This window comes from Billgrantia desiderata, assembly GCF_900108215.1.
Lineage (GTDB): Bacteria > Pseudomonadota > Gammaproteobacteria > Pseudomonadales > Halomonadaceae > Halomonas > Halomonas desiderata.
In genome coordinates, this window is sequence record NZ_FNVC01000008.1 from 139,004 (window position 1) to 162,378 (window position 23,375).

Genomic DNA, 23,375 nt, shown 5'->3' on the forward strand with positions numbered 1-23,375 from the left:
AGCCACTTGCACCAAGGCGGCAACACACGGCTGAGCTTGCATCGCCACCTCACTCTTCACGACAATACTGGGCTTTCTCACCGCCAAGGATGCTCGATGCTCCCCGATCTCTTCGCCGTCATGGCTCCTATACTGGCCGGCGCCGGGCTGGGCTTCATGTGGATCCGCCTGGGGCATCCCTTTCCCGTCGACTTCGTCACCCGCCTGGTCTTCAACATCGGCACGCCGGCCCTGGTCATTGCCTCGCTCACGGGTGCCGACATCGATGCCGGTAGCTTCGGGCGCACCATGCTGGCCGCCGCCCTGGTCATGACGCTGATGGGTGGCGCCACCTTCGTCATGGCGCGTCTGCTGAAGCAGGATTGGCGTGTATTGCTGGCACCGATGATGTACCCCAATACCGGCAACATGGGCCTGCCGGTGGTGCTCTACGCCTTCGGCAGCGCGGGCTTCGCTTTCGGCATCACGGTGATGGTCACGGTCTCGCTGTTCCAGTTCACCATCGGCGCCATCTTCGCCAGTGCCGACAATCCTTTGAAGACTCTGCTCAGGACGCCTACGGTTTACGCTATCCTGATAGCACTGCTCCTGCTGCTGACGGATACCGGGCTGCCGCTGTGGCTGGCCAACAGCGTCGATCTGATCTCGGGTTTCACGGTGCCGCTGATGCTGATCACGCTGGGCGTGTCGCTGGCCAGCATCAAGGTGAAGAACCTGAAGACGGGCATCGGTTTCAGCCTGTTGCGCATCCCCATCGCCGCACTGTTGGCCTGGGGCATCGGCACGCTGCTGAACCTGCCGCCGCTGGCACTTAGCATTCTGATACTGCAGATGTGCATGCCGGTGGCGGTGTTCAACTACCTGTTCGCTCAGCGCGCCAAGCGGGAACCGGAATACGTCGCCAGCCTGGTGTTCTGCTCGACATTGCTGGCGCTGTTCTACTTGCCCATTCTGCTGGCTATCCTGATGTAGCCGGCAAGCGGGACCGAGGGGTGAAGGGAACACCCCGGCTGCACCACAGTCTCTATCCTTTGGGGTGGCAAGAGAAAGGGGCGGCAAAGAAATGCAAGGGAGGAAGTCATGCACGAAGCAAACAAGCCATTGTCCGTCGTTCTGCTGGCAGGCATCGCGGCAAGCGGTAGCGCCCTGTCCACCGCAGCGCTCGGCGTCGAAGTCGTCGAAGAGAGCATCTCCACAGAACACATGGAGCTGCGCCTGGAGCGCATTGCCGAGGGTCTCGAAAACCCCTGGGCGGTAGCCATGCTGCCCGACGGACGCTTTCTGGTCACCGAGCGCCCGGGGCGCCTGGCGCTGATCGACGAAGACGGCAGCATCACGCATCTCGAGGGCGTGCCCGAGGTCAGCGCACAGGGCCAGGGCGGCCTGCTCGACGTCACACTGCATCCGCGCTACGGCGACGGCGAGCACGACTGGCTCTACTTCACCTGGAGCAAGCCCGGCGACGGCGGCACGGCAACGGCCTTGAGCCGCGCCAGACTGAGCGACGACGCCCTGAGCGACGTCGAGACGCTGTTCGAACAGGACCGCTTCTCCGGCCCTGGGCGGCACTATGGCTCACGGCTCGCCTGGCTGCCCGACGAAACCCTGCTGATGTCCATCGGCGACCGCGGCACGCCCGAGCGCGCCCAGGCGGCAGACGATCATGCCGGCAGCGTGCTGCGGCTAGCCGCCGACGGCAGCGCTCCCGACGACAACCCTTTCGCCGACGATGATGCCACCCTGACCGAGATCTACAGCCTCGGTAACCGCAACATTCAGGGTATGGTGGTGACCGAGCAGGGCGAGATCTGGGCCACCGAACATGGCCCCTTCGGCGGCGATGAACTCAATCTCATCGTCGCGGGGGAAAACTACGGCTGGCCCGAGGTCAGCCAGGGGCGCGACTATGGCACCCGCGAGCCCATCGGCGAGGACTCCCTGCCGGGAATGCAGGACCCGATCCACGTCTTCGAAGCTCCCTTCGCCCCCTCCGGTCTGGCTCAGGTGTCCTCGGTCACCTTCGGCGAGTGGCAGGGCGACCTGCTGGCCGGCGGGCTGCGCGGCGAGCGGCTGTACCGCTTGTCGATCGAGGGAGAGCAGCTGGCCGACAGCGAAGTGGTGCTGGACGGACAGATCGGACGCATCCGCGGCGTGCACCAGGGGCACGATGGTGCCATCTACCTGGTCAATGACGAGGCGCAAGGCAGCCTCTACCGGCTGAGGCCGGTGGAGTGATTCAAGCACGGCGCCGGTCCATGGGCCGGTGCCGCCTTCGTCTAATGCTGCCTGCGAGATGCCATGCGCCTACGCAATCTCATCCTCATCACCGTCATAGCACCGCTGTTCCTCGTGCTGCTGATATTCAGCCTGGTGGCCATCAAGTCGCTCGAGGACAACGTGCGCACTCGCCTCGAGCGGGAAGTCCAGGTCATCACCAACGTCATCGGCACGACCCTGAGCCACGCCCTCAGCCGCAACGCCACCGAGCCGCTCGAAGAGTCGCTCTATTCCGCGTTCTCCTTCCATCGCATCTATGGCGCCTATGTCTTCGACGCCAACGGGCGCGAGATCTACGGGCTCGGCCTGGGGCAGGCCCTGTTCAGCCCGGAAACCATTCGCGAGGTCGCCGAGCACGGCGAGATGCGCGCGGCCTATCGCGAGCACGACGGCTGGCATTACTACTCCGCTCTGAAGCCGCTGATATCCAATACCGGCGAGGTGCAGGGCGTACTGCAGGTCAACCGGCTCAATACCGGGATCGAGAACTACACCGGTTTTCTCAGCCAGCTGGCGCTGCTGGCGTTCGTCGTCGGCGCGGCCGGGATCGTGCTGGGTATCTGGTGGGGCTTTCGGCGCCATATCGAGCGTCCGCTGGAACGACTGCTGGCCGTCATGCAGCGGGTGGAGGCCGGCGACCGGGAGCAGCGGGCCGAAGCCGAGGGGCCGCAGGAGTATGAACGCTTGGCAGTGGCCTTGAACGGCATGCTCGACGCCATGGCCGAGAAGGACGCCGATATCGAGACGCGTCGACGCAAGGAGATAGAACTCGAGAAGCGCCTGCGCAAATCGAAGAAGCTCGCCGAGCTCGGCGTGCTGGCTGCGGGCGTCGCCCATGAAATCGGCGCCCCGCTGACGGTGATCAACGGCCAGGCGCAGCGCCTCTCCCGCCGCGAGACGCTCACCGACGCGGACCGCACCAGGCTTGGTCGTATACGCGGCGAGGTGGAGCGTATCGTCGAGATCGTGCGCCAGTTGATGGAACTGGGCCGGCGCCACAACGTCGAGAAGGAGCCGCTGCAACTCGCCGAACTGCTCGAGACCACCCGCGAACTGGTCGAGGAGGATTTCGAACAGAGCGACATCCGGCTCGAACTCGATCTTCCCGCGACGACACCGCCGCTGCTGGCCAACGGCCAGCAGCTGATACAGGTACTGACCAACCTGCTGCGCAACGCGGCGCAGGCCAAGGGCGTCGAGCGCGTGCGCATCCGTGCACAGGACAAGGAGGGCTGGCTGACCCTGTGGATAGAGGATGACGGCCCCGGCATCGCCGATCAGGACAAGCAGAAAGTCTTCGACCCGTTTTTCACCACCAAACCCGTGGGTCAAGGCAGCGGCCTGGGATTATCCATGGTACATCGAATCATCAACGATCATGGCGGCACTGTCGGTGTTTACGACAGCGAGCTGGGGGGAGCCGGCTTCGAGATCGGGCTGCCACTGAACGATAGCGAGGAAGGAGGGACTGCCACGTGACAGGAAGCCACACCCAATCCGATCTGCCGATACTGGTCGTCGAGGATGACGCCGCCATCCTGGAGCTGCTCGAGGAGGAGCTCCAGGAAACCGGCTACCAGACGCTCGGTGTCGGCAGCGCAGAGGAAGCCATGCTCACCTTGAGCCACAGCGAAGTGGCGATGATCATCAGTGACGTGCGCTTGCCCGGCATGAGCGGCATGCAGCTGCTCGAACAGCTTCGCCAGGAGGGCAGCCGCGTCGGTTTCATCGTGATCACCGCCTTCGGCACCATCGACCAGGCCGTGGAAGCACTGAAGATCGGTGCCGACGACTTTCTGACCAAACCGCTCGATCTGGAGAGCGTGGGCGAAGCGGTCTACCGCGTGCTGGAAAACAGGCGTCTGGCCGAACGCTTCCAGCAGGGAGAGGCCCCCGGTCATTTTCACGGCATCGTCGGGGAGAGCGAGACGATGCAGGCCCTGTTCCACGATGCGGCACGCCTGGCCAAGAGCGACGCACCAATTCTGATCCTCGGCGAGAGCGGCACCGGCAAGGAGCTGCTGGCGCGCGCCATTCATGCCGAAAGCCCCCGCGCCGCCGAGCCCTTCATCGCCATCAACTGCGCCAGCATTCCTTCGGAGCTGATGGAGAGCGAGTTTTTCGGCCACGTGAAGGGAGCCTTCACCGGGGCCAGCGATTCGCGCCAGGGTCTGTTCCAGGCGGCCAACGGCGGCAGCCTGTTCCTCGATGAGATCGGTGAAATGTCGCCCGGCCTGCAGGCCAAACTGCTGCGCGCGCTGCAGGAGAAGATGGTCAAGGCCGTGGGTGCCGAGAAGGAGGAAGCGGTTGACGTGCGCATCATCGCCGCCACTCACCGCGACCTCGAACAGGAGATCGAGAGCGGCAATTTTCGCAGCGACCTGTTCTACCGGCTGGAGACCTTCTCGCTGCGCATTCCGCCCCTGCGCGAACGCCAGGGCGACATCGAACGCCTGGTTTCGGCGCTGATCGAGAAGCACGCCACCGCCCAGGGCAAGCGCATCGACAGCGTGGAGCCAGTGGCGCTCCAGACCCTGCTCGACTACCCCTACCCCGGTAACGTGAGAGAGCTCGAAAATGCCATCATGCGGGCGGTGACCCTGGCCGAGGATGGGCTGCTCAGCCACGCCGACCTGCCGGAACGCATACGTCAGCATGGTCAGGAACAGCGCGGCGTGGTGCGTCAGATCGAAGCCGGCAACGCCCTCGTCGCGCGCAGCCAGCAGAGCTGGCCGAGTCTCGAGGAAGTCGAGAAACGCTATATTCAGAAGGTGCTGGAAGCCACCGGCGGCAACAAGCGGCGCACGGCGGACATCCTCGGCATAGCCAGGCGTACACTCTACCGGCGACTGGAGGAGGATTGACGATCATCCAGACGTTACGACCGGAAACGTAAAAAAGCCCCCGTGGGAGCGCGGGGGCGAAGTACGCCATGCAACTCGACTGACGGTGCAAGGGGGGAGGGTGGCGGGCCGTCAGCGAATTGCGACGCGTCATGCTCGGCGGAGAAGAGGCTCGGCCTCCATTGCGTTGCCTCTCCATCCTCGGCAGCGAACCCGGTTACTTCCCTGTTCATCCGCTGCCATCGTCTGCTCAGTTACTGGTTACTGGTAGTGCCAGCGGCACCCGGACCGATTTCCTCCTCCGGAGAGGTAGCATCGTAACCGTCGTTACCCGGCATCGGCTCGGTGCCTTCACCGAAGCCAGCCTCACCTTCCTGCTGCATACCCGGCTGGGTCGGATCCTGCTGGACGCCAGGCGCGGCAGGATCAGCCGGAGCGGTGCCCGGTGCTACGCCATCCTCCATCGGAGCGGGATCGGCACCCGGAGCTGCCCCTGTGCCGGGCGCGGCGTCAGTGCCCGGAGTGGGCTCGGCGCCAGGCGCGCCGTCAACGGCACCGGGCATGGTCTCAGCCCCAGGATCGGTCTGCATTCCCGGGTCGGTACCCGGAGCAGTGGTGCCCGGCGCTGCATCGGTGCCGGTATCCGGGAAGGCCGGATCGGCTTCACCCGGGGCCACGCCATCCTCCATTGGAGCCGGGTCGGCTCCCGGACCTGTGCCGGTTCCCGGCGCGGCGTCAGTACCCGGCGTAGGCTCCGCCCCCGGAGCGCCTTGAACGGCTTCAGCCGGATCCTGGGCTTGTTCTTGAGTCTGGAACTCGTCCTGCTGAGTCTGGGTCTGCTGGGCCAGTGCGAACGGGCTGGCGGTCAGCCCCATGGTCACACCAACGATGCCTAGCTTCTTCAGAAATTCCTTGGACATCATGATTCCACCTCCTGCGGTATCGCCTTGCGCGAAGTGTAATGGGCGTCCTGCCCTGAGCCGCCATCGTCCGGATGGCGGCACGAAGCGAAAGGGGTCAGATCGACAGATCAGTTACCACCTTGCTCTTCTTCCTCTTCAACCAAGGGATCGTCGACCTGTCCTTGGTCCATTGTGTCCTGCTGGCCTTCGAGCTCGTCCTCATCGGGAATCGGCTCTTGCTCGGCTTCGGGCAGCGGGTCTTGCTCGGGCGTTACGTCGCCCATGCCCTCAGGGCTCTCCTCGGCCCCGGTGATCGGCTCCGCCGAGCCGTCTCCAGCGGCCGTATCGGTCTGATCGATGCCCGGATCGGCCGTGGTGTCCTGCATCGGGGAAGTCTGCTCTTCCGTGACCGGACGCTCTTCCTCGACAGGCGGCACGTCATCGTCATTGCCGCAACCAGCAAGAGACAGCGTTCCTAGCGCCAGAGCCACTGCCGAGGCCAAGGCGGTCATCTGCCTGGCAGGTTTGCTTGCACGCGTTCTATGGCTCATCTGGGTTCCTCTCCCTGATTGATTCATTCTCTTCCTGATAGCAGCACAGGTCGTGCCACTCTTCCTGATATTTCTTATAATATATAAAAAACAATTACTTATAGAAAAATTCGGCGAGATGAGATGATCTAAAATCGGCAAGAAAGGTGGCTCAAACTGACACATGGGCAGCTTTGCCACAGCCCAAACCCGGCTGACCACGACAAACAGGGAGACGTCGCGACGTCTCCCTGTTTTTCTTGGGTATCCGGAATAGCTGGTTGATCTCCCCAAATCAGCAGGTTGGGGCGAGAGGTAAGCTGGGAGACTGGGCCTGGCCCCGCCTCCCCGGCTGACGATGGTGTTATGGGCAGACGGCTAGGCGTATCTCAGCCTCGGCGACCGCGTCTTCGGGCGCGCGTCCGGCGAGCACGGCCAGAATGTTGTCCGCAGCCCGGTGTTCTATGGCGCGTCGGGCACTGTGTACAGCCGAACCCAAATGGGGAGTGAACAGGGTGTTTTCGGCCAGCAACAAAGCGTCCGGAATTTTTCGCAAACGCTCCAGATAAGCCCAATCTTCGCAACTGAACACGTCGGCGGCGTAGCCCCCCAGGCGGCCTTCCGCTAGCACGTCGGCTACCGCCAATTCATCCACCACAGAGCCGCGTCCCACATTGATCAGCAGTTGGCCCGGCTTACAGGCACGCAAGTGCGCGGCATCCAGAAGGTGCCAGGTTTCTTCGGACAACGGCAACAAAGAAAACACAAAGTCCGCTTGCGCCAGCGCGTCCTGAAGCGAGCAATTCACCACCCCCGGTAAGCTGGCGTGAGTGTCCACACCCAGTATTCGGGCGCACCCAAACCCCTGCAAGCGCTCCACCAGGGCGCTGCCCAAACGGCCAAGCCCCAGTACGGCGACGGTGGAATTGTGCAATCCGTAGCCGTAAAAGTGCGGACGCCAACCACGGTAATTGCCTTGCCGGACAAAGGCATCACCTGCGCGCACATGACGGGCGAGACCCAGCGCCAGCGCCACGGCCAGTTCAGCCGTGGGGGCGGTGAGCAGGTCCGGCACAATGCTGAGCCACACCCCGGCTTGGGCGCAGGCCTCGGCATCGTAGTTGTCGTAGCCTTTCAGCGCGCAGGCGATGATTTTTAACCGCGGTGCGTTGGTCAGTAATTCGGTGTCCACTCGGTCCGTCATAAAACCCATGATGGCGGTAGCGTCGGCGGCGCGGCGGCACACTTCAGCGTAGGGCCAGGGTTCCAGATCGGGGTTCATGTCCACCTCGGCTACGGCAGCCAATCGGTGGTATACATCCTCGTGTACCGGGTGGGTGATCAAAATCTTGTCTGTCATAGTTATCGAAGCCTTTTTCGCAAAGCGGCACCTATGCCGTCTACCACAACAACGCAGGCCAGAATTGCCAGCAATATGGCCGATACTTCGGCGTAGTTAATCAGGCGCAGAGCGGCCATTAATTCAAAACCGATACCACCGGCACCGACGATGCCCAACACCGCCGAGGCACGGAAGTGATATTCCCAGCGGTAGATGGTGATGTCCGCCAATTGCGGTAGCACTTGGGGCATTACCGAGTGGGTAATCACCTGCATGCGGCTAGCCCCGGCGGCACTGGCCGCCTCCAGGGGTTTGGGGTCTACATGCTCTATGGCTTCGGCGTAGAACTTGCCCACCATGCCCACCGAGTGCAGCGCCAGAGCCAGCACACCGGGCAATGCGCCAAAACCCACCGCAGCCACGAACAGTATGCCCAATATGATTTCGGGTACGGAGCGCAGCGCCGCCAACAGCGTTCGTGCACTGTGGTACACCCAGGGGTTGGGCGAGGTGTTCGCCGCCGCCAGCAATGCCAGTGGCAGTGACAACAGCACCGCCAGCACCGTGCCCGCAATGGACATGGCTAAAGTATCCAATAGCGGTTTAAGCCAGTGCTGCCAACGGCTAAAGTTGGGTGGCACCATTTCCGAAGCCAGCTGTGCGATGGCCGGGCCGCCCTCAATGAAGCGCGCCGGGTCAAAAAAGCCGGTGATTGCGAGAGCCGCCAGACATACCGCCAAAATCACGGCCACCAAACGTGCCTTGCGCACCGCTTGGGTCCGGGCTTGGCCCAGGAGGTGGTCGTAGGATGGTGTTGCCACCGAGCTCATTACATTTCTCCCAGGTTTATGTTCAGAATGCGGGCGGTATCACGCAGCACGTCATAGGCCGAATCGTCGGTGGCGGCAAAGCCTTCAACCCGAAACGCCGCCAGTACTTCGGGGCTCGACATGTTCAAAAACGCATCGCGAATGGACTGCTTCAGCGCCGGAGCCAAGTCGCCCTGCATGACAATGGGATAGTTGGGAATCGGTGCAGTTAGCTCCAGCTCTACCAATTTGCTGGCGTCCACCGTACCGCGAGCCACCAACATATCGTAGATGGGTTTGGACAGAGCGCCGGCCGGAATCTGCCCCGCCTGAACCGCCCGGGCTACCGCATCGTGAGTCCCCAGGTGTACCGGTCGATAGTCTTTATCGCCATCCAGTCCGACTTGGTTGAACAGGTGTGCTCTCGGAACCAAATGACTGGAAGTGGACGCTTGGTCACCATAACCAAAAGACTGACCGCGTACATCCGCCAAAGATTTCACCGGGCCGGCGGCGTTGGCGATGATGACGGAGTGGTAGGTGGGAGTACCGTCTTCAACGCCTACAGCGAACGGCTCCAGACCGGGCGCGAGGGACTTGGCTAACACATAGGACAAGGGGCCAAAGTAAGCCACTTCAATACGGCCGAAACGCATGGCTTCAATCATGGAGGAGTAATCCGTGGTGACCACAATTTCGATGCGTTTGCCCAGGGTTTTTTCCAAATATTGTTTTAGTGGCTGAGCGTTTTGAATCAGAGTGGAGGCGTTTTCATCGGGAAGCAGGGCGACACGCAGGCGAGAAGGGTCTTTCCCTTCGGCAAATGCCGGTGTGCAAACCAGGGTCAATAAGCTTAAGCAGGCAACAAATAGCCAATGCAGTTTCATAATAATCTCCGAGAGTAATTTACAGGGCTGAAGGAAGTGGAGCATCGCGGAATGGCTCATTCCGCAAGGCCTGTTGAGGTTGTTCTTGCGTGGATTTGGCTTTGTCCGGTCGTTGATAAAGTCCATGGGCGGCGGCCTCGGTGAGCGCGCCGGGCAGGCCGTCGAATACCACGGCACCGCTACGCAGACCGACAATGCGGTCGGCAAAACGCCGGGCGAAATTCACTTGGTGCAAACTGACGATAGCGGTCAGTCCATCGCTCTTACAGATGCTGTGAATCAGGGTCAGCAGTTGCTCCGCCGTGGCGGGGTCGAGACTGGCCACAGGTTCGTCGGCCAGCAAAATGGAAGGCTGCTGAATCAGCGCCCGGGCCACACCAACACGCTGCTGTTGCCCGCCGGACAATTGGTCGGCCCGCTGCAGGGCATAGTCCAACAGACCCACACGATCAATGGCCGCCAGCGCCATGCGCTTCTCATCTTTGGACCAGGGCAACAGGGTGCGCCAGCTGTTGTGGTAGCCAATACGCCCAAGCAACACATTGTCCAAAACGGACAGCCGCCCAATCAGGTGATGTTGCTGAAAAATCATGCCCGTTTGGCGGCGGTGGGCTCGCCGTGCTTCGGCCGTAGCGATATCCCCACAAGCCGAAGACAGGACTTTGCCTTGTGAAGGCTTTACGAGCCCGTTCAAACAACGCAGCAACGTGGACTTACCGGCACCGGAAGCGCCCAATAGAACCACAAACTCGCCTTGCGCAAAGGCCAGGGAGTTGGGCTGTAACGCTTGATGACCGTTGCTGTAGGTCACACTCAATTGTTCGGTTTGAAGTTGTGCCGGTTGGCTCGGGGATGCAGTATCCCGGGCGGCGGCCTCGGTGTTGGTGCTCGACATAATCTTGGCTCCTCTCCAGGGGTTGGAGCCGACAGTATGCCGAGCCTTGATGACGTGCCTATTAATTAAATCGACATATTTACCGCTTAGGGTATAGGTGGAGTCTATAGTCTCGCGGAGTGAGTAATGACAAATTCATCCAGCGCCGAACTTCGAGCCTTCGAAGCGGTTGCCCGCTGTGGCAGCCTGTCCGCCGCCGCCCGCTTTTTGGGATTGCGCCAGCCTACGGTTTCCGCCCACTTGAGCCGCCTGGAAACCCGCTACGGTGTGGAGTTATTGCACCGCACGCCGCGCGGTGCCGAGCTGACGGACTTTGGCAAACTGCTGCACGAAACCACCAGCCGCCTTTATCAGACCGAACAGCAAGCCATGTTGCTACTGCTCAGTGCCCGTTGCCAGTATCAGGGCCATTTGAAAGTCGGGGCCATAGGGCCCTACAACGTGACGCCGATGATCAAACGATTCCGCGAGCAGTACCCGCAGGTGCGAGTGTCTGTCTGCATGGGCGATTCGCGCCTGATCACCCGACGCGTCCTGGATCAGGAAGATGATGTGGGTGTGGTGTTGCATCACGTGGATGACCCCAATGTGTGGTGTATGCCGTTCAAGCGGCAACTGTTGGTCGTGTTCGCCGCCGTGGGCCATCCGCTGGCCCGTAAAAGTTCATTGACTCTGCATGACCTGCAGGATCAGGAATTTGTGATGCGCGAAGATGGTTCACGCACGCGCACCGTGTTCGAGCTCGGCCTGGCCGCCGCGGGGGTGAGAGTGCGCACATCCGTGGAGATGGGCAGCCGGGAAGCCGTTCGCGAAGCTGTGGCTCAGGGCTTGGGGTTGGGCGTCGTCGCGCAAACGGCTTTTACGCCCAGTAAGCGATTGGTGGCCTTACCCGTGGCAGGGTTGGAGCTCTATACACACGCGCACGTCATCTGTCTCAAGGACCGGGCAGAAGCCTCATTAATCAGTAAGTTTTTGGCCGTGGCGGAGGCGTCACGAGTTGGAGGGTGAAGGTGCCCCATCAACCATTAAATCCGTATACCCTTTTTCTTGCCGAAGCGAGAGGGTGGGATTTATTCCGGTGTGACGCCCCGTAGCCGCTCACTGCGTCGACGCAGCAGCTCCAGTGTCGTCAGCAGCAGCATGGAAAGCAGTACCAGCAGTGTGGCTACGGCGAGGATGGTCGGGCTGATCTGCTCGCGAATGCCGGACCACATCTGGATCGGCATGGTGCGCTGCTCGGGGCCGGAAATGAACAGCACCACCACCACCTCATCGAAGGAGGTGATGAAGGCGAACAGCGCACCGGACACGACCCCAGGAGTGACCAGCGGCAGCACGACCTTGAAGAAGGTGCGCGTGGGATTGGCCCCCAGGCTGTGGGCCGCCTTGATCAACGTCGTATCGAAGCTCGACAGCGTTGCCGTCACGGTGATCACGACGAAGGGGATCCCAAGCGCGGTATGCGCCAGTATCACGCCGAGATAGGTCTGGGCCAGATTGACCTTGGAGAAGAAGAAGAACATGGCGGCAGCGGAGATGATCAGCGGTACGATCATCGGCGAGATCAGCAGCGCCATGATGACACTGCGCGCCGGCATGTGGCGGCTCGACAGCCCCAGTGCCGCGACGGTGCCCAGAATGGTCGCCAGGATCGTCGAGGCGATGCCGATGATGAAGCTGTTCTTGATCGCGTGCAGCCAGGCCCGCGAGGTAAAGAAATCCTCGTACCAGCGCAGCGAATAACCCGCCGGGTCGAGAGATAACATCTCCTGGGAGAAGGTGAAGTACGGCTGCGCATTGAAGGAGAGCGGGATGATGATCAGCAGCGGACCCACCAGGAACAGAAAGATGAGCGCACAGATACCGAGGAACACGTAGTGCCAGATGCGCTCGCCGCGGGTGGCATAGGAAGGAATGGCCATCGTTTACCCCAGCTTGACCTTGTCGACGCCGATCAGGCGATTGAAGACCAGATAGAACACCACCACCACGAACAGCAGGATCGAAGCGATTGCCGCCGCCAGGCCCCAGTTGAGGGAGGTCTGCATGTGGTAGGCGATATAGTTGGTGATGAAGCGTCCCGACTGGCCACCGACCAGTGCCGGAGTGATGTAGTAGCCGATCGAAAGGATGAACACCAGGATCCCCCCGGCGGCAATGCCCGGAATGGTGAGCGGGAAGTAGACCCTTCGGAAACACAGGAACGGCCTGCCGCCCAGGGAGCGCGCCGCACGCATGTAGCTCGGCGGGATGGTCTTCATCACCGAGTACAGCGGCAGGATCATGAACGGCAGCAGGATATGGGTCATGGCGACGATGGTGCCGGTCTTGTTGTGGATCATCTGCCAGCGCGCCTCGTCGGCGATCACCCCGACGGCGACCATCAGGTCGTTGAGCACCCCTTGGGACTGAAGAATGGCGATCCAGGTCGTGGTGCGCACCAGCAGCGATGTCCAGAACGGCAGCAGCACCAGGATCATCAGCAGGTTGGAATAGCGCAGCGGCAGGCTGGCCAGCAGGAAGGCCACGGGGTAGCCAAGCAGCAGCGTCAGGCCGGTGATGACCAGGCTCATCCAGAAAGTGCGCCAGAACAGAGTGACGTGCAGGCGCTGGGATTCGGGTGCGCGAACGATCTCGCCATCGGGCGTGAGCTGACGGTCCATCGCCGCCAGGTAGTAGCTGATCGTCAGCGGCGAGGACTCGCGCTGTATCAGCTTCCAGGTATCGAGCTCGCCCCAGGTGTCATTGAGCTCGATCAGCGCTTCACGGTAGGGCGGCTCGAGCGTACCGATGTTGCGGGCGGTGCGGGTGATGGTCGAGCGCATGCCCGACTTCTCGTAGTTCAAGCGGCTCGACAGCAGCCCCAGGTTACGTGCCTGCTGCCCTTCGTGCAGGTCCTCGGTCAACGCAGCGAAGACCTCCTCCCCGGGCAGCGACTCTCTGTCCCAGCCCTCCAGGGCCTCGACGGTGCGCGACAGATGGGTCGACACTTCGGGATTGTCGACGCTGCGCCACAGCATCTCGAAGATGGGCATGACGAAGGCGACGACGAGAAACAGCAGCAGCGGCGATACCAGCAGGAAAGCCTTGATCTTCGAGCGCCTCACGGCGCGGCGCAGACTGACCTTGAGCGGCACGCCATCGGCCGTGGTCAATGGGGATGCAGGAGAATCGGACACTCTGGCCCTCCGGAAGGCAACATGACGACGAAGGCGGCGGATAGCGCCGCCCGGCCAGCAGCCGGGCGGCGATCACACCTTACTGAGCCAGCCAGGCGTCGAAGCGCTGATTCAGCTCGTCGCTGTAATCGGCCCAGAATTCATCGTCCTTCTGGATCGCGGTCGCGAAGTTGGGCGGGAACGTCGGCATGTGCGGCATCATGTCGATACCCGTTTCCGCATGCACGGAGACCTTGTCCGAGGAGGAGTAGCGGGCCGGGCCATAGGAGATGTACTGAGCCTGGTCGGCCAGGCGCTGGGTGTCGGTGGCGAAATGGAGATAGTCGCGCACCTTGTCGAGCTTGCCGGTCGGTACCACCCAGCCATCCAGCTCGAAGACCTGAGCGTCCCAGATGATCTCGAAGGGCTGGTTCTCGCTCACCATGGCATCGAAGATACGACCGTTGTAGGCCGAGGCGAAGGCGACCTCACGGTCTGCCAGCAGCTGCGGGGGCTGCGAGCCCTCTTCCCACCAGATGACATGGTCCTTGATGGTGTCGAGCTTGGCGAAGGCGCGCTGAATGCCCTCTTCCGTCTCGAGCATGTCGTAGACGTCCTCGCGGTCGACGCCGTCGGCGATCAGAGCCCACTCCATGTTGTTGATCGGCCGCCGCATCAGAGCACGCTGACCGGGGTAGTTCTCCAGGTCGAACACGTCTTCGATGGTACTCGGCTGCTTGTCCTCGGGGAACATCGAGCTGTTGAAGGCGACGATGTTGGAGTAGACGATCGAGGCCACGAAGCACTCGCCCAGCGCGCCATCGACGAAGTCTTCACTGGGTGGCGTCCCGTCGGGTGCCGGCGCCAGCAGTTCATCGTGATCGAGCGGCTCGATCAGGCCTTCGGCACAGGCGATCATGGCATCCGCCGGCAGCATGTCGACCAGATCCCAGGTGACGTTGCCGGCCTGACTCTGGGCGCGCAGGCCAGCCAGGGCGTTGGCGCTGCGGTCGATATTGACGATATTGTCGCCGGTCTTCTCCATCCAGGGCTCATGATAGGCCCGCTGCTGGCTCATGCTGTAAGCGCCGCCCCAGGAGACGATGTTGAGCGTCTGCTGGGCCTGGGCAACGCTCGCCAGCCCCATGACCGAGGCGCCGGCCACGGCACATACCACCAGCTTGAGTGCCGGTTTGCCTGCTTGTTGAGTGTTAGGTTTCATCGTCCATCTTCCTCTTTTTTCTTGTTGAACTGCCATGGGTTCGACCTGCGTCAGGCGTCCAGCGCCCGACAGTCGCTGCTGGACCAGCCGATATCGACCGACTGCCCCGGCCTCAGCGAGGCATAGCTCTTTGCATTGGGCGTCTTGAGGATGAACTCTTCGTTGCCGCACACGCTGACCCGCGTGCGCAGGTGGTCGCCGAGATAGATCACCTCCCTCACCTCGGCGCGAAAACGGTTGTCGAAAGTCTCTTCGGCACCACTCGATACGATGTCGACACGCTCGGGGCGCAGCGAGAGCGTGGTACGCGCGCCAATGCCGCCGGCGGCAACGGGCTTGGCCAGCACCGTTTCCCCACTGTCGAGCCGCACCTGACACTTGTCGCCGATCATTTCCGTCACTTCGCCGTAGAGCCGGTTGTTCTCACCGATGAAGTTGGCAACGAAGGCATTCTCGGGAGCCTCGTAGAGGGTTTCGGGGGCTGCCAGCTGCTGCACCACGCCATCGTTGAACACGGCGATGCGGTCGGACATGGTCAGGGCTTCGGTCTGGTCGTGGGTCACGTAGATCATGCTGACCCCCAGCTCGGCATGGATGCGCTTGATCTCGTACTGCATCTCTTCGCGCAGGTTCTTGTCCAGCGCGCCCAGCGGCTCGTCCATCAGCACCAGCTCGGGCTCGAAGACCAGCGCTCGGGCCAGTGCCACCCGCTGCTGCTGGCCGCCGGAGAGCTGCGCCGGCCGCCGGTCGCCGAAATTCTCCAGACGCACCATGGCCAAGGCCCGCGCCACCTTGCGCTTGATTTCCGCCTTGGAGAGATGGCGAACCTCGAGCGGGAAAGCGAGGTTTTCGGCAACCGACATGTGGGGAAAGAGCGCATAGTTCTGAAAAACCATGCCGATGCCCCGCTTGTGCGGCGGCAGGTCGTTGATGGGCTCGCCCTTGAGCAGAATCTGGCCGTGAGTGGGGGTCTCGAAGCCCGCCATCATCATCAGACAAGTGGTCTTGCCCGACCCGGAAGGCCCCAACAGGGTGACGAACTCACCCTTGTGGATGTCGAGGTCGAACCCCTTCACCACCAGCTCGATTCCGTCGTAGCTCTTCTGGACGTTAATGAAACGGACAAAGTGCGCTTCCGCTGCGTGACTGGCTTCCCTTGCGCTGTCATTACGCTCTTGTTGCAGACTTTCGTTCATGCAGGGTTCTCACTCGCAACCAGATCCGGCAAAGCAGTGTGATGTCACTGATGCAAGCTGGCTGGTTCTTTATCGTTGTAGCCATCTACCCTATGCGCTACCCGCTATCCACCGCAATCCCCGCTGTGTCCAAAAAGCGTTGAAGCGGAGGCGGGACAGACCGGACCTTATCGATTACGCACCGTTACCCAATAAAACCCGGTGATTACGCTGCATTTTCCTTTCCACTCTGAAGAGAATAGGAGAACGTGGGCGCCTCGGCAGGCAGGACCTTTTCGTGTATAATTTCTGTCCACAATCATGTCGCTATGGGTACGGGTTCTTAGCGCTATCGAGCTAGCATTGCTCGCCAACGGTGCCAGACTTGACGTGGGGGCCACGGTGTCATCTTGCACGCCTCGGCACACCTCACTCGACTGCGTCTTCTACATGGCACGTAAAGCAAGGTCATGATTTTCATCGACCTCATCATCTTGAGGGACTTGTACCCTCTTGTTAACCGCCGGCCCGCCCGGCATCACCGCAACAAATATCACAACACCACCATCCTCGTACCAGGACGTTTCAATGGGAGAGCGTAACGTGGACAACACTTCTCGCGACGAACGCCACAAGGAGGCCGAGACCTCCGAAGGCGTGCCGGCTCCGGAAGGACCGGCCAACCTGATCGATACCGATTACGTCATCGGCCAGGACAATCTGGCCACCGACAAGTTGGGCTTCAGCATCGACCTGCACGGCAAGGTATTTACCATCTCGGCACTGGTCACGGTGTTCTTCGTGGTAATCACCCTTGCCCTGCAGGCCGAGGTCGAGCCGCTGTTCAATGCCATGCGCGACTGGCTCACCGGCAACCTGGCATGGTTCTTTCTGCTGGCCGGCAACATCTTCGTGCTGCTGTGTCTGGTGCTGATCGTGTCGCCGCTGGGCAAGGTGCGCATCGGTGGCATGCATGCCAAGCCGGATTTCAGCTACACCGGCTGGTTCGCCATGCTGTTCGCCGCCGGCATGGGCATCGGCCTGATGTTCTACGGCGTCTCCGAACCCATGTCGCACTTCGGGGCTGCCCTGGGCGGCATTGACGCCGAGAATGGCGCACGTACCGACTGGGCTCCGCTCGGCGCTGCCGCCGACGACCCTGCGGCCGCGGCCCGTCTGGGTATGGCCGCCACGATCTATCACTGGGGACTCCATCCCTGGGCGATCTACGCCGTGGTGGCACTGGCACTGGCCATCTTCTCCTTCAACAAGGGCCTGCCGCTCACCATGCGCTCGATCTTCTACCCGATTCTGGGCGAGCGGGTATGGGGCTGGCCGGGCCACATCGTCGATATCCTCGCGGTGTTCGCCACTCTGTTCGGTCTCGCCACCTCGCTGGGCCTGGGCGCCTCCCAGGCCTCGGCCGGCTTGAGCTACCTGTTCGGCGTGCCCGAGGCCGACGCCACCATGGTGCTGCTGATCATGGGCATCACGGCCGTGGCCATCGTGTCGATCCTGGCCGGCGTCGACAAAGGCGTGCGCCGACTCTCCGAGATCAACATGATCCTGGCCGTGCTGCTACTGCTGTTCGTGATTCTGGTGGGACCGACCCTGCTGATTCTCACTGGCTTCTTCCAGAACCTCGGCGCCTACGTGGTCAATCTGCCGGCACTCTCCAATCCCTTCGGGCGCGAGGATGCCAATTTCACTCAGGGCTGGACCGCCTTCTACTGGGCCTGGTGGATCTCCTGGTCGCCCTTCGTCGGCATGTTCATCGCGCGTGTCAGCCGGGGCCGTACCGTACGTGAATTCCTGACTGCCGTGCTGCTGGTTCCTTCGCTGGTCTCGGTACTGTGGATGACCGCCTTCGGCGGCACCGCCATCGACCAACTGGTCGGCGCCGGCTTCGAAGGCGTGCAGGACGCCGCTCTCGAGCTGCAGCTGTTCGTCATGCTGGGTGAGTTACCGCTGACGGCCATCACCTCGTTTGTGGGGATCGTGCTGGTAGTGGTGTTCTTCATCACCTCGTCGGATTCCGGCTCGCTGGTGATCGATACCATCACCGCCGGCGGCAAGGTCGATGCGCCCAAGCCACAGCGTGTGTTCTGGGCCATCATCGAAGGCGTCATCGCCATTGCCCTGCTGCTTGGCGGCGGCCTGATCGCGCTGCAGGCGATGGCGGTTTCCACCGGACTGCCCTTTACCCTGGTGTTATTGGTGGGCTGTTATGCCATCGTCAAGGGATTGATGAGCGAGCCTCGCGGCTGATCCGCAAGTCACCTTGCCAGGGCGGCCACGGAAGGCTGCCCGGTCTCGAATATCTCACCGCGCCGAGACCGGCGAAGCACTCCCCCGACGGGACAGAGAGATCCACGGCAGGCAGTGAGGCTGAGAAAAATCCCATTAGTCAAGTGGTTCATGCTCCATACGACCACTAGCAACCCGCCACCGCTTCGGGCATATTTCGAATAGATCATTACAACTATGCCGAAGGAGCCGTTCTACGCCCATGATGGCACCCGAAGACGCCTTTCGTCTGCTCGCCGATGGCTTGGGCAAGGCCGGCACTCCCCTGGCGTTCGACCATCTTGTCGAACGCATTTCCTCCATTTTCGATGGAGAGCATGTGCTTATCGGTAAGCTGCTTTCCGATAACGCCACTATCCGCACCGTCGCTTTCTGGTCGCAAGGCTCGCTCCAGCCCGCCGCCGTCTACACGCTGGCAGGCACACCCTGCGAGCACGTGCTGAACGACGAGGTGTGCGAATTTCCCGAGGGCGTCTGTCAACGCTTTCCGGACGATGTCATGCTGCAGGAGCTGGGGGTCGAAAGTTACGTGGGCGTTCCGCTGCGCTCCCCCCAAGGCCACCTCGTCGGCTTGCTGGCCGTGCTTTCGAGCCAGCCGCTCGATCTTGCCGCCTATGGTGCAGAGGTACTGCGCATTGCCGCGGCCCAGGCAGGCGCCGAGATGGCACGCCGGTCCGAAGAGGAAAAGCGGCGCAGCAGCGATTACCGTATCCAGCAGCTCATCTATTGGGACAGCGTCACGGGGCTGCCCAACAGGCGCTGCCTAATGGAGCGGCTGGAAGAGGCCTGCGAGCAGGCGCGGCTGCGCGACAGCTGTCTGGGCCTGCTCTATCTCGACCTGCAGCGTTTTCGTCAAATCAACGACACCCAAGGCCACGAGTTGGGCGATCAGGTTCTCGCCGAGATCGCCAGCCGTTTCAGCGCCCAGGCCGAGGCGGGTGAGTTCCTGGCCCGTCTGGGCGGGGATGAGTTCATGGTGCTGCTCACCGATACCCGGCCGGCCGCCATGGCACACGCCATCGAGCGCTATCGCAACAGCCTGCTGGCGCCGATTCAGCTCTCGGAGCGCAGCTTCTCGATCTCCGCGAGTGTCGGTGCCGCGCTGTTCCCGCGCGATGCCGACAACGCTCAATCACTGTTCCAGCACGCCAGTATTGCGCTCAACCATGCCAAGCGAGACAGCAGCCGCACACGGTTCTTCACTGCCACCATGGCCGATGAGCTGCAGCAGCACGAGATTCTGCAGCTGCGTTTCAGCGACGCCTTGGCCAAGGGCAAGCTGTCGCTGGCCTTCCAGCCGCAGTTCAGCCTCAAGAGCGGCAAGTTGATCGGCGCCGAAGCCCTGTGCCGCTGGCACGACGAGATACTCGGCCAGGTCAGCCCCGGCACCTTCATTCCCTTGGCAGAAGAGCAGGGGCTCATTCGCCCCTTGGGCGAATGGGTGCTGGAAGCCGCCTGCCAGCAGATCGCGTCCTGGGAGCGGCAAGGCAAACCGTTTCCAGGCCGACTCAGCGTCAACGTATCCGCCCAGCAGATGGATGATCCGCGCCTGGCCGAGCATATCCAGCGCATCGCCACCCGGGTTCCCCCCGGCAAGCTCGGACTGGAGCTCACCGAAAGCGGCCTGATGCGCAACCCCGAGCAGACCGTGCGTATCACCCGAGCCCTGTGCAAGGCCGGCTTCAGCCTGGCCATCGACGACTTCGGTACCGGTTACTCCTCTCTCACTTACCTCAAACGCTTCGCCGCCGACACCCTCAAGATCGACATGTCCTTCGTCCAGGACATGCTCAAGAGCAGCCACGATCACGCCATCGTTTCCACCATCATCGCCATGGCCCAGACCCTGGGCATGCAGACCGTAGCCGAAGGTGTCGAGGAGGCCGAACAGGCCGAAGCGCTGCGAGCACTCGGCTGCACCGGGGTGCAGGGTTTCCATTTCGGCCGCCCCGTGGATGGCGACACCTTCGCCGAGCTCTGGCTTTAGGCGAGACCCGCCTGGCGACGAAGGTGCGGCATCAGGTCCAGAGCTTGCCTACCGGCGTCGCGGCATCGTAATGCTTGGCTACCTGGGCCTGGAACAGCTCGGCCGTGGCCAGCGCATCGACCAGTGCGTGATGGCCCTGGTAATCCGGTAACCCATAGCGTCGCCGACTATCTCCCAAACGTATCGACACCGGCGGTCGCCGCATCCAGCGCTGCAGGCGCGCCCACAGCGAGAGCCGGTGCAGCCGCGCTTCCAGCGACATGGTATCGATCATCGGAAATCGCGCCCCTTCCCCCAGCCGCGCCTGGATCGCGTCGGCCAGGAAGGGCCGCTCGATATGGCGGAAGTGCACGACGACGATGCGCCCGGCCAGGGCCTCGAGGAGTTCGGGCAGGATCTCGCCGAAATCGGGGGCCTCGGCCACTTCGGAATGCGTGATGCGGTGCAGGGTGATCGAAGTATCGGAAAGCGCCCGACTGGGACGCACGACCCAGTAGCGCCGGCGGGCCAAGGGAATGCGGGAAAGGCTGAAGGGCACCAGACCGATGCTCACGATGGCGTGACGCTGAACGTCGAGTCCAGTGGTTTCCAGGTCCAGGGAGACCAGCGGTGCCTCACCGATCGGCGTCTCGGGCGCAGGACAACCGGCGGCGAAGAAGGCTTTCAGCAGCGGATCGCGGGCTTCGTCGGCGCGCTGTTGCAGGTAGGCGGGCCACTCCAGCCCCTGTGAACGCGATGCCAGGCGATGGGACAGCATGATTCAACGATCCCGCCCGCTTGGCCCCGGTATCGGATAGCGATACTTGAGGAACTTCTGGGCACGGCTGAGGACCTGGAACGCATCCTTGAGATGATGGCGCTCGCTATCGGCGACGTTTTCCGGCTCGATGTTGTTGTCCGGCTCGTGCTCCTGCTGAAGATCGATGACCTGATGGCGAATCCGCACCATGGAGAGCAGTTCCATGGCATGGCGCAGCTTGGCGTCGACGCCAGGCGCCAGCAGCTGCGTGGCGGCAATGTCATCCAGCCGCTCGAAGCTGTTCTGGGCCCGTGAGCCGCAGGCCAGGGCGTGCACGCGTATCAGATCGACCAGCGGCGCCGTGCCCCTGCGCTTGAGATTGATGGAGTTGTTGTGCTTGCCATCCTTCTCCATCACGAAGGTACGGAAGAAGCCCAGCGGCGGCGTGCGGTTCCGCGCATTGCGGGCCACCGCGGCCAGAAACCGCGGGCTGCGTGGCGCCTTCTCGGCGATCAGGTCCTGCAGCTGCTCGACGTAGGCCTCCTCGCCGTAGGCACTGTCGAGGTCGAAGAAGATCGAACAGTGCAGCAGGCGCTCCGGAGTGGGCGAGTCGATCCACTCGCTGAAGTAGCGCTTCCACACCTTCAGTGGCTGTCGCCATCTGGGGTTGGTGGCCATCACCTCGCCCTTGCAGTAGGGGTAGCCGCAGGCCGCCAGTCCATCGCTGACGAACTGCGCCAGACTGGCGAAATAGTCGTCATGCCGGGCGGGGTCGAAGTCGTCGGCGAGGATCAGCGCATTGTCCTGATCGGTGACGACGGTCTGCTCGTTGCGTGCCATGGAACCGTTGACCATGAAGCAGTACGCCACGGGCGGGGGGCCCAGCGACGCTTCACCCAGCTCCAGCAGCCGCCGCACGAAGCTGCGTCCGATGGTGGAGAGCGCCGCTCCCACCATCTGCGAGTTGGCCCCCTCCTCCACCATGCGCACGAAGGCGATGCGCACGTCCGGCGCCAGCCGCGCCAGCCCTTCGACGCTGGACTGATGAAAGATGTTGCTCACCAGGTAGAGGCTGCTGTGTGTCTCGTAGCGGATGATGTCGGAGAGATGGACGATGCCCATCGGCCGCCGACGGTAGAGCACCGGCAGGTGATGGATATTGTTGCGCAGCATGCACAGCATCGCTTCGTGCACGGATTCGTCGGACTGAATCGTGATCACCTTGCCCCCCGTCAGCTCCCCTACCGGGGTGTCGGGCGGCAGCCCCTCGGCCACGATGCGCGTACGAAAGTCGCTGTCGGTGAGGATGCCCCGCAGTCGCCAGGCGCGGTCCTGGCTGTCGGTGAAGGTGTGGCGGGGATCGTGATCGTCGCCGGGTTCATCGAGAATCAGCGCCGACGATGCCTGAGCTTCGGTGATCTGGCGCGCCGCTTCCTGCACCGTGGCGCTGGCCTCGACCATTACCGGGTAGCGCGTGAGCAGCTTGCGCACCCGGGTGATCATCATGTCGTTGGCCTTCTTGTGCTGCTCCACCGCCGCTTCCAGCCGCGGGCGCTCCAACTCGACGAAGTCGGAGAAGTGCTCGTCGGCCTCGCACAGACGCACGAAGAGAGCCTCGGGTATGAAGTAGATCAGGGTGTCTTCCAGGGCTCGGGCAGGGAAACGCACCCGGTGATTTCTCAGCAGGCTGAAGTGGCCGAAGATGTCCCCTTCGCCCAGACGATTGTACAGATCGCCCGTGCGGCGTCGCACTTCCACGGCGCCGCTGCGGATGTAGCAGAGTTCGTGCAGCTCCTGATCGAACTGCAGAATGTCGGAGCCGGCCTGGAAATAGCCCACCTCGACCTGCCCGGCCACCTCGTCGAGCAGTTCATCGTCCAGGGCTTCGAAAGGCGGGAAGCGCCCCATGTGCTGGCGTATCTCGAGTACTTCCGCATCCATGTCGCAGCGGGCTCCCTATGGCGGTGACGACGTGCCCCGACAGAGTAAAGGGGGGCGAATGCCAAACAATCGGGTAGGGGCCGGGGTCACCCCCGGCGCCCTCCCACACCACCGTACGTACCGTTCGGTATACGGCGGTTCATGAAGAACGGCTAAGCCCTCTTACCGTATCGAGTACCGAGATCAGGCCCAGTCCATCAAACCACTTCCTTGGCAGGGCCTGATTCATGTGCGAGGCCCCGGCGTTCCACCAGGCGCCTCGCCCATTTCCCGCTGACTTCCACGCCCGATAGTCGTCCAGCCCCAGCGCCAAGAGCTTACGACGCCGGGTCCGCGGGCGCTTCCACTGCCGCCAGATCAC

General features: G+C 62.3%; 19 protein-coding genes. 7 read left to right on the forward strand and 12 right to left on the reverse strand.

The window, feature by feature from the left end; genetic code table 11:
* Positions 1 to 96 precede the first annotated feature (96 nt).
* The 4 genes from C4S71_RS09865 to C4S71_RS09880 all read left to right on the forward strand — a co-directional run bounded on the left by C4S71_RS09865 (position 97) and on the right by C4S71_RS09880 (position 5,141).
* Positions 97 to 972, forward strand: coding sequence for an AEC family transporter (locus C4S71_RS09865; RefSeq protein ID WP_086511876.1), 876 nt, complete (start codon positions 97 to 99; stop codon positions 970 to 972).
* Between the two features lie 108 nt (positions 973 to 1,080).
* A complete protein-coding gene (locus tag C4S71_RS09870) occupies positions 1,081 to 2,235 on the forward strand; it encodes a PQQ-dependent sugar dehydrogenase (RefSeq protein ID WP_103969036.1) in 1,155 nt (384 codons plus the stop codon).
* 63 nt (positions 2,236 to 2,298) lie between these two features.
* Positions 2,299 to 3,756, forward strand: coding sequence for a sensor histidine kinase (locus tag C4S71_RS09875; RefSeq protein WP_086511878.1), 1,458 nt, complete (start codon positions 2,299 to 2,301; stop codon positions 3,754 to 3,756).
* Positions 3,753 to 5,141: a sigma-54-dependent transcriptional regulator gene (locus tag C4S71_RS09880; protein WP_086511879.1), complete on the forward strand. Its 1,389-nt coding sequence runs from the start codon at positions 3,753 to 3,755 to the stop codon at positions 5,139 to 5,141. Before C4S71_RS09875 ends, C4S71_RS09880 begins: the two co-directional genes overlap by 4 nt.
* Before the next feature lie 233 nt (positions 5,142 to 5,374).
* Here the strand turns inward: C4S71_RS09880 and C4S71_RS09885 are convergent, their stop codons facing one another.
* The 6 genes from C4S71_RS09885 to phnC all read right to left on the reverse strand — a co-directional run bounded on the left by C4S71_RS09885 (position 5,375) and on the right by phnC (position 10,485).
* Positions 5,375 to 6,043: a hypothetical protein gene (locus tag C4S71_RS09885; protein WP_103969037.1), complete on the reverse strand. Its 669-nt coding sequence runs from the start codon at positions 6,041 to 6,043 to the stop codon at positions 5,375 to 5,377.
* 107 nt (positions 6,044 to 6,150) lie between these two features.
* Positions 6,151 to 6,573 (reverse strand): hypothetical protein, encoded by a 423-nt coding sequence (locus C4S71_RS09890; RefSeq protein WP_086511881.1) that lies wholly within the window; start codon positions 6,571 to 6,573, stop codon positions 6,151 to 6,153.
* Between the two features lie 343 nt (positions 6,574 to 6,916).
* Positions 6,917 to 7,912, reverse strand: coding sequence for an NAD(P)-dependent oxidoreductase (locus C4S71_RS09895; protein WP_086511882.1), 996 nt, complete (start codon positions 7,910 to 7,912; stop codon positions 6,917 to 6,919).
* A gap of 2 nt (positions 7,913 to 7,914) precedes the next feature.
* Positions 7,915 to 8,724: a phosphonate ABC transporter, permease protein PhnE gene (gene phnE / locus C4S71_RS09900; protein ID WP_086511883.1), complete on the reverse strand. Its 810-nt coding sequence runs from the start codon at positions 8,722 to 8,724 to the stop codon at positions 7,915 to 7,917.
* Complete coding sequence (gene phnD / locus C4S71_RS09905) at positions 8,724 to 9,590, reverse strand: phosphate/phosphite/phosphonate ABC transporter substrate-binding protein (protein ID WP_086511898.1); 867 nt, start codon at positions 9,588 to 9,590, stop codon at positions 8,724 to 8,726. Before phnD ends, phnE begins: the two co-directional genes overlap by 1 nt.
* A gap of 19 nt (positions 9,591 to 9,609) precedes the next feature.
* Complete coding sequence (gene phnC, locus C4S71_RS09910) at positions 9,610 to 10,485, reverse strand: phosphonate ABC transporter ATP-binding protein (RefSeq protein WP_086511884.1); 876 nt, start codon at positions 10,483 to 10,485, stop codon at positions 9,610 to 9,612.
* A gap of 126 nt (positions 10,486 to 10,611) precedes the next feature.
* On the opposite strand from phnC, the gene C4S71_RS09915 reads away from it, so the two are divergent.
* Positions 10,612 to 11,493 carry a LysR substrate-binding domain-containing protein gene (locus tag C4S71_RS09915; protein ID WP_086511885.1) on the forward strand — a complete coding sequence of 294 codons (882 nt, stop codon included), beginning with the start codon at positions 10,612 to 10,614 and terminating at the stop codon, positions 11,491 to 11,493.
* A gap of 62 nt (positions 11,494 to 11,555) precedes the next feature.
* On the opposite strand, the gene C4S71_RS09920 is transcribed toward C4S71_RS09915, so the two are convergent.
* From C4S71_RS09920 to C4S71_RS09935, 4 genes are all read right to left on the reverse strand, one after another.
* A complete protein-coding gene (locus C4S71_RS09920; RefSeq protein ID WP_086511886.1) occupies positions 11,556 to 12,407 on the reverse strand; it encodes an ABC transporter permease in 852 nt (283 codons plus the stop codon).
* A gap of 3 nt (positions 12,408 to 12,410) precedes the next feature.
* Positions 12,411 to 13,664, reverse strand: coding sequence for an ABC transporter permease (locus C4S71_RS09925; protein ID WP_103969038.1), 1,254 nt, complete (start codon positions 13,662 to 13,664; stop codon positions 12,411 to 12,413).
* 79 nt (positions 13,665 to 13,743) lie between these two features.
* Positions 13,744 to 14,865: an extracellular solute-binding protein gene (locus C4S71_RS09930; RefSeq protein WP_200825270.1), complete on the reverse strand. Its 1,122-nt coding sequence runs from the start codon at positions 14,863 to 14,865 to the stop codon at positions 13,744 to 13,746.
* Positions 14,866 to 14,915: 50 nt separating this feature from the next.
* The gene (locus C4S71_RS09935; RefSeq protein WP_200825271.1) at positions 14,916 to 16,061 is read right to left on the reverse strand and encodes an ABC transporter ATP-binding protein; all 1,146 of its coding nucleotides are present in this window, start codon (positions 16,059 to 16,061) and stop codon (positions 14,916 to 14,918) included.
* A gap of 567 nt (positions 16,062 to 16,628) precedes the next feature.
* Between C4S71_RS09935 and C4S71_RS09940 the strand changes: the two genes are divergently transcribed.
* A complete protein-coding gene (locus C4S71_RS09940) occupies positions 16,629 to 18,308 on the forward strand; it encodes a BCCT family transporter (RefSeq protein ID WP_086511888.1) in 1,680 nt (559 codons plus the stop codon).
* Positions 18,309 to 18,549: 241 nt separating this feature from the next.
* Entirely contained in the window at positions 18,550 to 20,334 is a 1,785-nt protein-coding gene (locus C4S71_RS09945; RefSeq protein WP_103969039.1) for a putative bifunctional diguanylate cyclase/phosphodiesterase, read from the forward strand.
* Positions 20,335 to 20,365: 31 nt separating this feature from the next.
* On the opposite strand, the gene C4S71_RS09950 is transcribed toward C4S71_RS09945, so the two are convergent.
* Together C4S71_RS09950 and C4S71_RS09955 are read right to left on the reverse strand one after the other, a co-directional pair.
* Complete coding sequence (locus C4S71_RS09950; protein WP_103969040.1) at positions 20,366 to 21,091, reverse strand: 3'-5' exonuclease; 726 nt, start codon at positions 21,089 to 21,091, stop codon at positions 20,366 to 20,368.
* Positions 21,092 to 21,094: 3 nt separating this feature from the next.
* Positions 21,095 to 23,014, reverse strand: coding sequence for a DUF294 nucleotidyltransferase-like domain-containing protein (locus C4S71_RS09955; RefSeq protein ID WP_086511891.1), 1,920 nt, complete (start codon positions 23,012 to 23,014; stop codon positions 21,095 to 21,097).
* Between the last annotated feature and the right edge of the window lie 361 nt (positions 23,015 to 23,375).